This window comes from Streptosporangium sp. 'caverna', from assembly GCF_003203775.1.
GTDB lineage: Bacteria > Actinomycetota > Actinomycetes > Streptosporangiales > Streptosporangiaceae > Streptosporangium > Streptosporangium subroseum.
In genome coordinates this window covers 1,563,734-1,576,437 of the sequence record NZ_CP029711.1, presented here as the reverse complement: position 1 = coordinate 1,576,437, position 12,704 = coordinate 1,563,734, and the positions used below count along the sequence as shown (strand labels likewise).

Below are 12,704 nucleotides of genomic sequence, written 5' to 3'. Positions count from 1 at the left end.
GCAGGAGAATTTACCGCCGAATCCCTAACATGAATGATGCTCATATTCTGTCGGGTCGGGTTATCCTGCCGTTATGGACGATCGACAGCGCTACGACCAGGCCACCGCGCACCTGGATCCGCCCTTCGCCGTTCTCGACCTCGCGGCCCTGCGCTCGAACGCCTCCGGCATGGTCCAGCGGGCCGCGGGCAAGCCGATCAGAGTCGCCAGCAAGTCCATCAGGTCCCGGCCCGTGCTTGAGCGGATCCTCGCCATGGACGGGTTCACGGGGACCATGGCCTTCACCCTGCCCGAGGCGCTCTGGCTGGTCTCCACCGGCGTGCGCGACGTGCTCGTCGCATACCCGACCGCGGACCGGGCCGCGCTGGCCGAACTGGCCTCCGACACCACCGCGGCACAGGAGATCACGGTGATGGTGGACCGGATCGAGCACCTGGACCTCATCGAGTCCGCGGTCGCCGACGTCCAAAATCGCAACCGCCACGAGATCCGGGTATGCCTGGACATCGACGCGAGCTTCGTCGCCTTCGGCGGCAGGTTCCGGGCGGGCGTCCGCCGCTCCCCCATCCGCGAGCCCGAACAGGCCGCCGACCTGGCCGCCGCGACCGCCAAGCGGCCCGGATTCCGGCTGGTGGGTCTCATGGCCTACGAGGCGCAGATCGCCGGAGTCGGCGACGACCCGCCGGGCAACCCCGCCCTCACACAGGCCATCCGCTGGATGCAGGCCCAGTCCCGGCGAGAGCTGATCATGCGCAGGGGCCGGATCGTCCAGGCCGTCCGCCAGGTCACCGAGCTGGAGTTCGTCAACGGCGGCGGCACCGGCAGCATCGAGAAGACCGTCCGTGAGAAGGCCGTCACCGAGGTCGCCGCGGGATCTGGTTTCTTCCACCCCCGCCTGTTCGACTTCTACCGCGGCTTCACCGGCCGCCCCGCCGCCCTGTTCGCCCTGCCCGTCGTCCGCCGCCCCGCGCCCGACGTCGTCACCGTCCTCGGCGGAGGCTACTCCGCCTCCGGCTCCCCCGGACAGAACCGCCTGCCCCAGCCCTACCTGCCGTGCGGACTGCGCTACGACTCCGACGAGGGTGCGGGCGAGGTCCAGACCCCCCTGCTCGGCCAGGCGGCCGAGGACCTGCGCATCGGCGACCGCGTCTGGTTCCGTCACGCCAAGGCGGGCGAACTCTGCGAGCGCTTCGCCAGCCTGCACCTGATCGACGGCGACAAGGTCGTGGACGAGGTCCCCACCTACCGAGGCGAGGGCCGTACCTTCCTCTGACCCTCGACCCTCAACCGGCGGATCCATCACGGACAGGCCGGATCACCGTCAACCTCCGGCCCCTGGATCCTCAGCCCACCGCGAAAAGCCGGATCACCACGGGCGCCGCTCACCACGGGCGCCGCTCCACCGCCGGCCTACCGTCGGCGTCGCCAAAGCATGATCACCGCGCCGATCGCCAGCACCGCCCCCACACCGATCAGAACCGGCGCCAGGTTCGGCTGCTCGTCCGTCCACAGGCCCTCGGGCTCACCCTCGAACCTGGCCGGCCGCGCCGCCGCCCCGTTCACCAGGTCGCCGACCTGCGCGACGAAGTGCTCCACGTCCGACCTGACCTTCGCCACGCCCCGCTCCGCGACCCGCTTCGGGCTCACCCGGTCCACGATGGCGTCCACCGTCTGGGCCAGCTCCCCGCGCGTGCGCTCGATCTGCCGCTCCAGCTCCGCAGGATCGGTGTCCGCCATGGCTCTCCTCTCATACCCCTTGACATTGATCAGTCTGTCAGGTCCGACCCTCTCACGACACTTCAGACAGCCCGGTAAGTTGGCCGGGGACGATTCCTCGGAGGAAACCTTATGAAACTCGAGCCCGGCGACGCCGCCCCGGACTTCACGCTTCCCGCCGCCGACGGCGCCACCGTGTCCCTGGACACCTACCGTGGCAAGCGGGTCATCCTCTACTTCTATCCCGCCGCGATGACCCCCGGCTGCACCAAGCAGGCCTGCGACTTCCGCGACAGCCTCGCCTCCCTGACCGCGGCCGGCTTCGTGGTCCTGGGCGTGTCGAAGGACAAGCCGAAGAAGCTGGCCGACTTCGTCGAACGCGACGCCCTGACCTTCCCCCTCCTGTCGGATCCCGAGCTGGAGGTCCACAAGGCCTACGACGCCTACGGCGAGAAGATGATGTACGGCAAGACCACCGTCGGCGTCATCCGCTCCACCTTCGTCATCGACGCCGACGGCAAAATCGAAAAGGCCCTCTACAACGTGAAGGCCACCGGCCACGTGGCCCGCCTGCGCCGCGAACTCGGCCTCGATTAAATGCCCCATTTCGCCATTTAATGTGGCCCGCGCATGCCCCAAGAATTGTCGGTCCCATTGCATAACCTTGGGGCATGCCCATCAAATACAAATACACCCCCGAAATGCTGGCCGCAGCGGCGGCCGTCTCCCTCAGCATCGCCGACGTCCTCCGCCATCTCGGCATCACCATCGCGGGCGGCAACCACGCCCACATCAGCCGCCAGCTGAAGCGCTTCGGGATCGACACCTCTCACTTCCGCAGGGTCGCCCCGAACAAGGGGAAGGTCTCGCCCCAGCGCCGTCGGCCGGAACAGGTTCTCACCGTGCGACCCGAGGGAAGTCCTCGACCAGACCCTTCCCAGCTTCGCCGGACCCTGACGGCAATCGGGATGCCGTACCAGTGCGCTGCCTGTAAGATCGAGGGCGTCTGGCTGGGCCGGGGGCTGACCCTGCACGTTGATCACATCAGCGGCGACTGGCTGGACAACAGAAAAGAAAACCTGCGATTCCTCTGTCCGAACTGCCATTCACAGACAGATAATTTCGCAGGAAAGAATAGGGGTCGTAGCCCAACGGTAGAGGCAACGATTTTAGGTGTCGTCCAGCGCGAGTTCGAATCTCGTCGACCCCACAACCGCCTTAAAGATTACACCGTCGATCTCAAACCAATAAACACCAGCGTCACCATTTCAAGCCAAGACGTATTCTTCATCGAATACTACCTGGACCAGAAGCGCGCCAAATCGAGATCCGCGGTGATCCGCAAAGCAATTCAACTGCTGCGCGAATCCACCATCGAAGAGGACTACGCCGCCGCCTTCAGCGAGATGGGCGAGCGCGAAGAGGCGAAGCCGCCGGACTCCACCGTCAAGGACGGGATCGGCGATCCGGTGTGATGATCCTCACTGAACCGGGCTGGGCCGCCGGATCGCGCGGCGGTTCTCACTCGCCGCGCGACCCGGCGTTGTTGTGATTGATCACCACAAACAATCTCCCTTTACTCACCCCGAAGGGTGCTCCCAGCAAGCATCCTTCCGGAAGAGTCGTAAAGACTGCGTAAGCAGGACAAAATGTGCGACCTGGGTCGTACATCAGGTTCCCCCTTGAGGGGGAAGGGCTTTGATCTCCACCTACGTATCGTGGTGATGTGTTCGGCAGACTACGCGCCTGGAGTCGGCGCCATCCCGGGACCGTGGACGCCTTGTGGCTGACACCGTTCCTGCTGGTATCGCTGCTCAACATGTGGCTCGTCGTCGTGGACGACAGGATGCCCTGGGGCGGTCTCGGTCTCGGCCTCGGGTTGCCGGGGTTTCTGGGGCTCGGGCTGCTGCTGAGCGTGCCGCTGTTCTGGCAGCGCAAGCGTCCCCTGACGGTGTTCGCGATCGTCTCGCTGGTGAGTTTCGGCCAGTGGCTCCTCGGCGTCCCGCTCCTCTTTTTCAACCTCGCCGTGCTCATCGCCATGTACGGCGTGGCGTCCCGCTGCTCTCCGCGCTGGGCGGTCGCCGCGGGCCTGGTGGCCGAGCTGGGGCTCCTCCTCTCCTTCGGGCAGATCGCGGCGAATCCCAACTTCACCGGCTTCATCAACACCTCGGTGTTCGTCGTCGCGATCTGGATCACGGGGATCTACTCCAACACCCGCCGCCGCTATCTGGAGAGCCTGGAGGAGCGGGCCGAGCGGGCCGAGCACGAGCGTGACCAGCAGGCCAGGCTGGCCGCGGCGGCCGAGCGGGCCCGGATCGCCCGCGAGCTGCACGACGTGGTCGCGCACAACGTGAGTGTGATCATCGTTCAGGCCGACGGGGCGGGTTACGCGATCGACACCGATCCCGAGCAGGCGCGCAGGGCCATGCAGGCGGTGTCGGCCACGGGGCGGCAGGCGCTGGCCGAGATGCGCAGGATGGTGGGCGTGCTGCGGACCGACAGCGGCCCCGAGGAGTACGCACCGCAGCCGAGCCTGTCGCAGCTGGACGATCTGGTGGCACAGGTGTGCTCGTCCGGGCTGCCCGTCGATCTGCGGGTCACCGGCGTCCCGCAGGAACTTCCCGAGGGCGAGCAGTTGACGGTGTACCGGATCGTCCAGGAGGCGCTCACCAATACCCTCAAGCATGGCGGCCCCGGCAGCAGGGCCACGGTTGAGATGGAGTACGGCGTGCGTGAGCTGCTCTTACGGGTGACCGACGACGGTCGTGGCGCCGCGGCACCTGGGCGCGAGGGTGGGCACGGCCTGGTGGGCATGCGAGAGCGGGTCGCCATGTTCGGCGGGACCGTGGAGGCCGCGCCTCTGACGGGGGGCGGGTTCCGGGTGACCGCCCGGCTGCCGACGGGTGAGATCGGGGAGAGTCGGGCGGCTTGAGCGAGCAGGTGATTCGCGTGATGCTGGTCGACGATCAGGAGTTGTTGCGCGCCGGGTTCCGCATGATTCTCAGCGCGCAGCCCGGAATCGAGGTCGTCGCGGAGGCGGCCAACGGGGTCGGGGCGGTCGAGGCCGCGCGGACGACGGCGATCGACGTCGTGCTGATGGATGTGCGGATGCCGGTCATGGACGGAGTGGAGGCGACCCGGCTCATCTGTGCGGCGGGCGAGAGGCCCCGGGTGCTGATCCTGACCACGTTCGACCTGGACGACTACGCGTTCGCGGCGTTGAAGGCGGGCGCCTCGGGGTTTCTGCTGAAGGATGTGCCGCCTCCGGACCTGGTCAGCGGGATCCGCTCGGTGCACAGCGGGGACGCGGTGGTGGCGCCGAGTACGACGCGGCGGTTGCTGGAGCGTTTCGCCGTGCATCTTCCCTCTCCCGGGGCGGCCGAGCAGGCGAGGCTGACCGGGCTGACCTCGCGGGAGCGGGAGGTTCTCGTGCTGGTGGCCAGGGGACTGTCGAATACGGAGATCGCGGTCCGGCTGAGTCTGGCGGAGGCGACGGTCAAGACGCATCTGGGCCGGGTGCTGGCCAAGCTGAGCCTGAGGGATCGGGCCCAGGTGGTCGTGTACGCCTACGAGACAGGACTTGTGACGCCGCATTCAACGGATTAGGGACGAACGGGCCGCCCGCCCGTCCCCGATTGCCCAGCCCAATAATCTACACTTTGAGTACTAAAGTGGACATTTATGATCAATTGGGCTGGTTTTATCCCTACCGCTCTGCTCGTGTCCCTCATCCCCGGCGCGAATCAGCTCCTCGGCCTGAGCAACGCCGTACGTCACGGCACCGCGTACGCCCTCGCCGGAATCGGCGGGCGGCTGGTCGCCTTCGTCATCCTCATCGGGCTGGTCGTGGCAGGGCTCGGCGCGGCGCTCACGGCATCGGCCACAGCGCTCACGGTGATCAAGTGGGTGGGCGTCGTCTACCTCGCGTGGATCGGGTTCTCAAGTCTGCGGCGCGCCTGGCGGGCCCCACCCGCGGCGGCCGACTCGGCCCCCGCGGCCGGCAGGGGTCTGCGGCCGCTGGTCATCAACGAATTCATCGTCGCGATCAGCAACCCCAAGGCCCTGCTGCTCTTCGCCGCGTTGCTGCCCCAGTTCACCGGCGGGCCGAAAGGCGGCACCGACACGCAACTCGCCATGCTCGGCGGAGCCTACCTCGGCATCGAACTCCTCGTCGGCCTCACCTACGTCGGACTCGGCAGCCGTCTCGGAGCCACCGGCATCCCGGCTCGGACCCAGCGCAGGGTCGATGCCGGCAGCGGCGCGTGCTTCCTCGGCCTCGCCGGAATCCTCGCCGGGGACAACCTCGTCTGAGCCCGGACTCCGCAGCTCTCGGCCGAATGGCCGAGGCGGGTCTACCCCGCAGGTAGGACCGGCCCGTCCGGAAGAGTCCTGCGGTGGAGGGGAAGTCCGTCCGCCAGTCCGATGAATCCCATTCGCCCCAGCAATAGCGTTTGTCCAGCCATAACGCATACGTTGCCGAGGAGAATTGACGTGACCATCACCGGAGAGGTCGGCGCGTGGAACGCGCGGGAGAACACGGCACCGGCCGTGACGGCCAGAGGTCTGACCAAGGTGTACGGCCAGGGGGACACGGCCGTGCATGCCCTCCGAGGGGTGGACGTCTCCTTCGCGACCGGTGCCTTCACCGCGATCATGGGCCCCTCCGGATCGGGCAAGTCCACACTGATGCACTGCCTGGCCGGGCTGGACACGGTCAGCGCCGGGCAGGTGCACATCGGAGACGTGGAGCTCACCGGGCTGGGCGACAAGCAGCTCACCCTGCTCCGCCGTGAGCGGATCGGCTTCATCTTCCAGGCGTTCAACCTGCTGCCCACGCTGACCGCCGAGCAGAACATCCGGCTCCCGTTGGAGATCGCCGGACGTCAGGCCGACAAGGAGTTGTTCGACCGGGTCGTGGAGACCGTGGGCCTGCGTGACCGGCTCGGCCACAAGCCGACCGAGCTGTCGGGCGGCCAGCAGCAGCGCGTCGCGGTGGCCCGTGCCCTGATCAGCAAGCCGCAGGTCATCTTCGCCGACGAGCCGACCGGCAACCTGGACTCGCGCAGCGGCGCCGAGATCCTGTCCTTCCTGCGCACGTCGGTACGGGAGCTCGGCCAGACGATCGTGATGGTCACCCACGACCCGGTCGCGGCCTCCTACGCCGGACGCGTGGTGTTCCTGCGTGACGGCCTACTGGTCAGCGAGCTGGCGGAGCCGAGCCCGCAGTCCGTGCTCGACATGCTGATCAAGCTGGAGGCCTGAGGTGCTGAGGACGACCCTGGCCGGGTTGCGGGCGCACAAGCTGCGCCTGCTGCTCACCTCGCTGGCGATCGCGCTGGGGGTGGGCTTCATCGCGGGCACGTTTGTGCTCACCGACACCATCGAGGTGGGCTTCAGCCAGAAGTTCTCCGCGGCGGCGGACAAGATCGATGTCTCCGTGCTTCCCGTGCGGGACGAGAGCACCGGCGTGGCGCGGCCCATGTCCGGCGCCGTACTGGAGAAGATCCGTGCCGCCGACGGCGTGGCCGACGCGCAGGGGCTCGTGCAGGGCACGTCCGCCCTGATCGGCAAGGACGGCAAGGCCGCCGGGGACTTCCCCACGGCGGGCATCTCCATCCCCGAGAGTTCGCTGAACCGCACCTCGATCACCAGCGGCGCCGCCCCGAAGGCCGCGACGCAGGCCGTACTCGACGAGAACACCGCCGAGACCCGCGGCTTCAAGATCGGTGACACCATCGCGGTGCTGGACTCCAAGAACGCCAGGCACGAGTTCACGGTGGTGGGCCTGTTCGACGCCGGCCTCGACCAGCAGCTCCTCTACAGCGGTGCGGTCGGCTACACCACCGAGACGGCCAAGGCGATGACCGGGGCGAAGGGCTTCAAGGAGATCGACGTCCTCGCCTCGGAGGGTGCGACGCAGGAGGCGGTGCGCGGTTCGGTCGCCGCGGCCCTGGGCGCGGGTTACCAGGTCAGGACCGGGGAGCAGTACGCCGCCGACCTGGCCCAGAGCAACGGCGCCAACACTCAGCTGCTGACGCTGGGGCTGCTGATGTTCGGCCTGGTGGCGATGTTCGTGGCCGCGCTGGTCATCTACAACACCTTCAACATCCTGGTCGCCCAGCGGACCCGCGAGATGGCCCTGCTGCGCTGCATCGGGGCGACGCGCGGACAGGTGTTCGGCTCCATCGTGCTGGAGTCGGCGGTGGTCGGCCTCCTCTCGTCGGTGCTGGGCCTGCTGCTCGGCTACGGGCTGGGCGCGGGGGCGCTCGCCGTACTCGCCGGGGCCGGCACGTCGCTGCCCCCCACCGGGAGCGCGGCCCTGACCACGCGCACGATCGGCCTCGGCCTGCTGATCGGCCTCGTCGTCACGGTGGGGGCGGCGCTGCTGCCCGCACGGTCGGCGACGAAGGTCGCACCGATCGCGGCGCTGCGCTCGCAGGTCGAGGAGCACACCTTCAAGGCCGGCCTGTTCCGCGTGATCTTCGCGGCGCTGCTCCTGGTCGTGGGCGTGGGCGGCACGGTGGCCGGGGTGGGCATGGGACCCGGAGAGGCCGCGCTTCTCGCGGTGGCGGCGGGCGGTTCCTTCGTCTTCCTCGCGGTGCTGGTTCTCGGGCCGGTGATCGTCAAGCCGCTCGGCGCCTTCGTGGGCTGGCTGCCCACCAGGCTCTTCGGGGTGCCGGGCAGGCTCGCCGTGGACAACTCCCGGCGCAACCCGAAGCGGTCGGCGACCACCACCGTCGCGCTCACCGTCGGCGTGACGCTGATGACGCTCATCGCGGTCCTCACCGGCACGATGCGGGTGACGTTCACCCAGCAGCTCGACGACCAGTTTCCCGTCGACTACATGGTCCAGACCCAGGACCGCGGGTCGGGGCTGCCCCGCGCCCTGGCCGAGGACCTGCGGACCAGACCCGAGCTCACCTCGGTCGTCGCGTCCCGCGAGACCTCCACCAAGATCGGGGACAAGGACGAGGAGTATCAGGTCGGGGCGTTCACCGCGGGATCGGATTTCAGGCCGAAGCTCGACGCGGGCTCGATCGACGTCCTCAAGCCCGGGACCGCGGTCGTCTCCGACTACGTCGTCAAGCGGCTCGGCGTCAAGGTCGGCGATCGGATCCCGGTACGGACCACGGAGGCGGGCACGGTCGACCTCACGATCGTGGGCACCTTCGACTCCGGGGAGAGCAACCTGACCGGCGTGACCGTGCCGGCGGAGGAGTTCGACCGTTACTTCGGCCCGGTCGACGACAGCTGGGTGATGATCAACGCCAAGGACGGCGTCAGCCCCGAACAGGCCCGCAAGGCGGTCGACGCGGCGGCGCAGCCGTATCCCACGGCCAAGGTCGCCAGCTCCACCGAGCTCCGGGGCGCGTTCGACGAGACACTCGACATGATGCTGATGATCATCACCGGCCTGCTGGGCCTGGCGGTCCTCATCTCACTGCTGGGCATCGCCAACACGCTGTCCCTCTCGGTCCACGAGCGGACCCGGGAGTCGGCGCTCCTGCGGGCGCTCGGTCTGACCCGGCCCCAGCTGCGGCGGATGCTCGTCGTCGAGGCGCTGATCCTGGGACTCATCGGCGCGCTGGTCGGCGTGGTGCTCGGCGTCACGTTCGGCTGGGCCGCAGGGCAGACACTGGCCGCCGACGTCGCGTTCCAGCTGCCGGTCCTGCAGATTCTGGCGTTCGTGGCACTGTCCGGCCTGGCCGGGGTGCTCGCCGCGGTGCTTCCGGCCCGCAGGGCGGCGCGCGCCTCCATCGTGGGATCGCTCGCCGCCGGCTGACCGGAGTCATCCCCGTGGCCGGGGCGTCTTCTATCGGGGGCGGCGCCCCGGCCACTGCTCGGCCACCGTCTCGGGGTTGAGAAGCGGCCGGATGACAAGCTCTCCGGTGGCCCTGTCGATGACCACGCATCCGGCTCCGACCGTGTCGGGCAGCACGCTGGGATCGTCGGCCTCGGGCTCCTTTGACCAGGCGACATATCCCTCCTTGAAGGCATAAATCCTGATCTCGGTGGCGGAGCCCGGATTCCGGACGCCGTTGAAATACTCCTCCGCGACGGCCCTGGCCTGGTCGGGATTCACAGTCGCCTTCCCTCCCTGTCGATCACGACGCAGAAGACGCCGGTCACCGATTCGTACGGCGGGTCGACCGCCATGTGACCCCGCTGCGCGTCGATCCAGATCACCTCTCCGTCGAAGTTCACCGCGTTCCACGCGTGGCTGCCACCGGCCGGCCAGCGGGTGATGATGATGGCGGCGGCCCCGTGTCCCCCGGCCAGCAGCGCCTGGGCGATCGGAACGTAGGCGTGCCGCCCCTGCCCCACGTACTGGAACCGCTGTCCCAGCCATCTCTCGGCCCTGGCCGCTCCACCGGCCTCACCGCTGAGCAGCGGCTTGCCGACCCGGTCGTACTCGGGCCGCCGGGGTGCGGCCACGGCCGGCACGCCGTGCCAGGTGGACAGCACCGACAGCGCGCAGTCGACCGCGTTGGTCGCCCTGAACGGGTCCTCCGCGGCCCCGGACCCGTTGATCAGCCTGATCCACATGCCCCGGGGATCCGGGAAACGGCGCGGGACCCCCTGCTCGGTCACCGGCACGGCTCGCACCATGTCCTCTTCGGTCTGCGGGTCGGGCCGCGCCAGCCCTCCGGCCACGCCGTACGGCCTGCACCGGTCCAGCACCGCGGGCCGCCACTGCATCCGCTGCGCGCGCTCGGGCTCCCGCATCCGCTCGGGCTCCCGTGCCCGCTCATGCTCCCGTACTCGCTCGGTCTGTTGCGGCCCCGCAGCCGCGACCGGCACCTGCGCCTCCAGCTCGAAGTCCCGCCACCGCTTCCCGTCCGCGGTCACGACGGGGTTGTAGACGCCCGCAGGCAAAAAACACTCAGTCACGCGGTCCCCCTCGCCCAGTCACCGAGAGCCCGATGTTAAGGCGACCGACCGCACGACGCAGGCCAGTTGGCCAGATCGGGGGCCTAACGTTCTTCCGCGTCCCCTGAGAGGCGCACCGGGGCCGTGCCGACAGCGGGGCCGGCAGCGGTGCCGACGACCTCGGCCTTCTCGGTGCCGAGCTCATCCTTCTCGGTGCCGAGCTCATCGACGAGGTGGCGCAGGACCGTGTCGGCGATGTCACCGAGGACCTCGATCTGCTCGCCGGTGAGCACGTCGATGAGATGGCGGCGGACGGACTCGACGTGGTCGGGCGCCGCCGCCTCGATGGCGCGCATACCGCCGTCGGTGAGGACGATGATCGCACCTCGCGCGTCCGTGGCGCAGTTCTCGCGGGTGACCAGGCCCCGCTCCTCCATCCGGCTGATGTGGCGGGACAGGCGGCTCTTGGACCACAGCATGTGCGCGGCGAGCGCGTTGAGCCGCCAACGGCGGTCAGGGCTGGAGCTCAGCGTCGACAGCACGTCGTAGTCGGGGTCGGACAGACCCGAGTCGCGGGTGAGGTCACGGGCGATCTGGGCGTCGAGCAGCAGGCGCATCCGGCGGTAGCCGAGCCATGCCCGGAACTCTCGCTCGTCGAGCCATCGCGGGTCCGTCATGGGAGCCACCCTAGCCACTGGTTGACATGTAACCAAAGCATTGGCAATCTCTGTTTACACGTAAACAATTTGAGGGAGAGCACGCCATGCCGCTGTTGAAGGTCATCGTCGCCAGCACCCGGCCGGGCCGGGTGGGCCGGAACATCGGCGACTGGTTCGCCCGGCACGCCGTGGAGCACGGCGGATTCACCGTGGAGATCGTCGACCTGGCCGAGGTGGGGTTGCCGTTCCTGGACGAGCCCGAGCACCCCGCCACGGGAAACTACCTCCACCGGCACAGCAAGGACTGGAGCGCCACGATCGGCGAGGCGGACGCGTTCGCGTTTGTCATGCCGGAGTACAACTACGCCTTCAGCGCACCGTTGAAGAACGCGATCGATTTCCTGTACCACGAATGGCGCTACAAGCCTGTCGGCTTCGTCAGCTACGGCGGGATGTCAGGTGGCCTGCGCGCCGTCCAGATGATGAAGCAGGTGGTCACCACCCTGCGCATGGTGCCCGCCGGCGAGGCGGTGACCATCTTCACCCGCAGGCAGCTCGACGCGGACGGCCGGCTGGTCGTCGACGACGACCTGTCCGCCTCGGCGACCGGAATGCTGGACGAGCTCGGGAGGCTCACCCAGGCGATGTCCGCGATGCGGACATCGGCCTAGCCGCTCCGCCGCCTGCCGGTCGCCTGGCGCGCTCACGCGCGAATGGCGGTGGACTGCTCCCATTCAGCGGGATGGGCGGGCGAGCAGCCCCGTGAGCAGCACCTCGAGTATCCCGCGGAGGGTGTCGGTGAAGTCGAGTCGCATGGCCGCCAGCGAGGGGTCGGCCTCGTAGGCGGCCAGCATCGCGGCCGAGGGCTGCGCGTGGATCCACACCGCGCCGGTCGCCATGATCGCGGCGCCGGCGAACCGTATCGCGTCGTGCTCGCCGAGCTCCCGCACGTGCTCGCGCACCAGCCGGACCAGCACGTGCGCGTTCGCGACGGCGGCGTGCTTGTACTGCGCGGCGATCTGCGGGGAGACATTGCGTTCCAGCACCGCCGCCTGCGCGCTGATCAGATCGCACAGCACCGGGCGGGCCGCCAGCGAGGTCGCGAGCGTGGCGGCCACCTGGTCTCCGCGCTCGAACGGCGCCGCGCCGGCGTCGACCGCGGCGGTGAGCGCGCCGTCGAGCTGCTCCAGCCACTCTCGCAAGGCGACGTCGAGCAACTCCAGCAGCACCGCCTCGCGGGACTCGAAGTAGCGCAGGACGTTCGACTTCGCCAGGCCGACGCGCCGGCTCAGCTCGTTGAGGCTCACCTGTGCCACCGGCATCTCGGCCAGCATCGCGGCCGCGGTGTCCAGGATCACCCGCCTGCGCTCCGCGCGCTGCTCCTCGCTGCGTGCACGTTGGAAGGTCACCATGCCAGCATTCTACAGACCGGCGGTCCCTTGTTAACAGACTGCCGGT

Annotated in this window: 14 protein-coding genes and 1 tRNA gene; 10 read left to right on the top strand and 5 right to left on the bottom strand. The window is 68.8% G+C overall.

Annotation, left to right across the window (positions count from 1 at the left end):
* The first annotated feature begins 73 nt into the window (after positions 1-73).
* Entirely contained in the window at positions 74-1,273 is a 1,200-nt protein-coding gene (locus DKM19_RS07090; protein ID WP_110695019.1) for an amino acid deaminase/aldolase, read from the top strand.
* Positions 1,274-1,410: 137 nt separating this feature from the next.
* Here DKM19_RS07090 and DKM19_RS07085 read toward each other — a convergent pair whose 3' ends face one another.
* Positions 1,411-1,737 (bottom strand): DUF3618 domain-containing protein, encoded by a 327-nt coding sequence (locus tag DKM19_RS07085; protein ID WP_089207999.1) that lies wholly within the window; start codon positions 1,735-1,737, stop codon positions 1,411-1,413.
* A 111-nt stretch (positions 1,738-1,848) separates the two neighbouring features.
* Here DKM19_RS07085 and bcp point away from each other — a divergent pair, with 111 nt between their 5' ends.
* From bcp to DKM19_RS07045, 8 genes are all read left to right on the top strand, one after another.
* Positions 1,849-2,313 (top strand): thioredoxin-dependent thiol peroxidase, encoded by a 465-nt coding sequence (gene bcp / locus DKM19_RS07080; protein ID WP_110695018.1) that lies wholly within the window; start codon positions 1,849-1,851, stop codon positions 2,311-2,313.
* Positions 2,314-2,853: 540 nt separating this feature from the next.
* Positions 2,854-2,926 (top strand) — tRNA-Leu (locus DKM19_RS07070).
* Between the two features lie 124 nt (positions 2,927-3,050).
* A complete protein-coding gene (locus tag DKM19_RS49320; protein ID WP_162641343.1) occupies positions 3,051-3,191 on the top strand; it encodes a hypothetical protein in 141 nt (46 codons plus the stop codon).
* Between the two features lie 296 nt (positions 3,192-3,487).
* Positions 3,488-4,648, top strand: a complete 1,161-nt coding sequence (locus DKM19_RS07065; RefSeq protein ID WP_110695017.1) for a sensor histidine kinase — start codon at positions 3,488-3,490, stop codon at positions 4,646-4,648.
* Positions 4,649-4,656: 8 nt separating this feature from the next.
* Positions 4,657-5,322, top strand: a complete 666-nt coding sequence (locus DKM19_RS07060; protein ID WP_239514418.1) for a response regulator transcription factor — start codon at positions 4,657-4,659, stop codon at positions 5,320-5,322.
* A gap of 114 nt (positions 5,323-5,436) precedes the next feature.
* Positions 5,437-6,027: a LysE family translocator gene (locus DKM19_RS07055; RefSeq protein WP_162641341.1), complete on the top strand. Its 591-nt coding sequence runs from the start codon at positions 5,437-5,439 to the stop codon at positions 6,025-6,027.
* A gap of 180 nt (positions 6,028-6,207) precedes the next feature.
* Complete coding sequence (locus DKM19_RS07050; RefSeq protein ID WP_110695015.1) at positions 6,208-6,978, top strand: ABC transporter ATP-binding protein; 771 nt, start codon at positions 6,208-6,210, stop codon at positions 6,976-6,978.
* A gap of 1 nt (position 6,979) precedes the next feature.
* Positions 6,980-9,499 carry an ABC transporter permease gene (locus DKM19_RS07045; RefSeq protein WP_110695014.1) on the top strand — a complete coding sequence of 840 codons (2,520 nt, stop codon included), beginning with the start codon at positions 6,980-6,982 and terminating at the stop codon, positions 9,497-9,499.
* A gap of 30 nt (positions 9,500-9,529) precedes the next feature.
* Here DKM19_RS07045 and DKM19_RS07040 read toward each other — a convergent pair whose 3' ends face one another.
* From DKM19_RS07040 to DKM19_RS07030, 3 genes are all read right to left on the bottom strand, one after another.
* Positions 9,530-9,799, bottom strand: a complete 270-nt coding sequence (locus DKM19_RS07040; protein WP_089207993.1) for a hypothetical protein — start codon at positions 9,797-9,799, stop codon at positions 9,530-9,532.
* Positions 9,796-10,608 carry a toxin glutamine deamidase domain-containing protein gene (locus DKM19_RS07035; protein ID WP_239514123.1) on the bottom strand — a complete coding sequence of 271 codons (813 nt, stop codon included), beginning with the start codon at positions 10,606-10,608 and terminating at the stop codon, positions 9,796-9,798. Before DKM19_RS07035 ends, DKM19_RS07040 begins: the two co-directional genes overlap by 4 nt.
* An 83-nt stretch (positions 10,609-10,691) precedes the next feature.
* Complete coding sequence (locus DKM19_RS07030; protein ID WP_110695012.1) at positions 10,692-11,264, bottom strand: MarR family winged helix-turn-helix transcriptional regulator; 573 nt, start codon at positions 11,262-11,264, stop codon at positions 10,692-10,694.
* Between the two features lie 86 nt (positions 11,265-11,350).
* Between DKM19_RS07030 and DKM19_RS07025 the strand changes: the two genes are divergently transcribed.
* Positions 11,351-11,917: an NADPH-dependent FMN reductase gene (locus DKM19_RS07025; RefSeq protein WP_110695011.1), complete on the top strand. Its 567-nt coding sequence runs from the start codon at positions 11,351-11,353 to the stop codon at positions 11,915-11,917.
* A gap of 63 nt (positions 11,918-11,980) precedes the next feature.
* Here the strand turns inward: DKM19_RS07025 and DKM19_RS07020 are convergent, their stop codons facing one another.
* The gene (locus DKM19_RS07020; RefSeq protein ID WP_110695010.1) at positions 11,981-12,658 is read right to left on the bottom strand and encodes a TetR/AcrR family transcriptional regulator; all 678 of its coding nucleotides are present in this window, start codon (positions 12,656-12,658) and stop codon (positions 11,981-11,983) included.
* Between the last annotated feature and the right edge of the window lie 46 nt (positions 12,659-12,704).

What these genes read in the sequence shown, in the direction of transcription:
- DKM19_RS07090 (WP_110695019.1), top strand. Translation starts at nt 74, where the DNA reads ATGGACGATCGACAGCGCTACGACCAGGCCACCGCGCACCTGGATCCG.
- DKM19_RS07085 (WP_089207999.1), bottom strand. Translation starts at nt 1,737, where the DNA reads ATGGCGGACACCGATCCTGCGGAGCTGGAGCGGCAGATCGAGCGCACG.
- bcp (WP_110695018.1), top strand. Translation starts at nt 1,849, where the DNA reads ATGAAACTCGAGCCCGGCGACGCCGCCCCGGACTTCACGCTTCCCGCC.
- DKM19_RS07030 (WP_110695012.1), bottom strand. Translation starts at nt 11,264, where the DNA reads ATGACGGACCCGCGATGGCTCGACGAGCGAGAGTTCCGGGCATGGCTC.
- DKM19_RS07025 (WP_110695011.1), top strand. Translation starts at nt 11,351, where the DNA reads ATGCCGCTGTTGAAGGTCATCGTCGCCAGCACCCGGCCGGGCCGGGTG.
- DKM19_RS07020 (WP_110695010.1), bottom strand. Translation starts at nt 12,658, where the DNA reads ATGGTGACCTTCCAACGTGCACGCAGCGAGGAGCAGCGCGCGGAGCGC.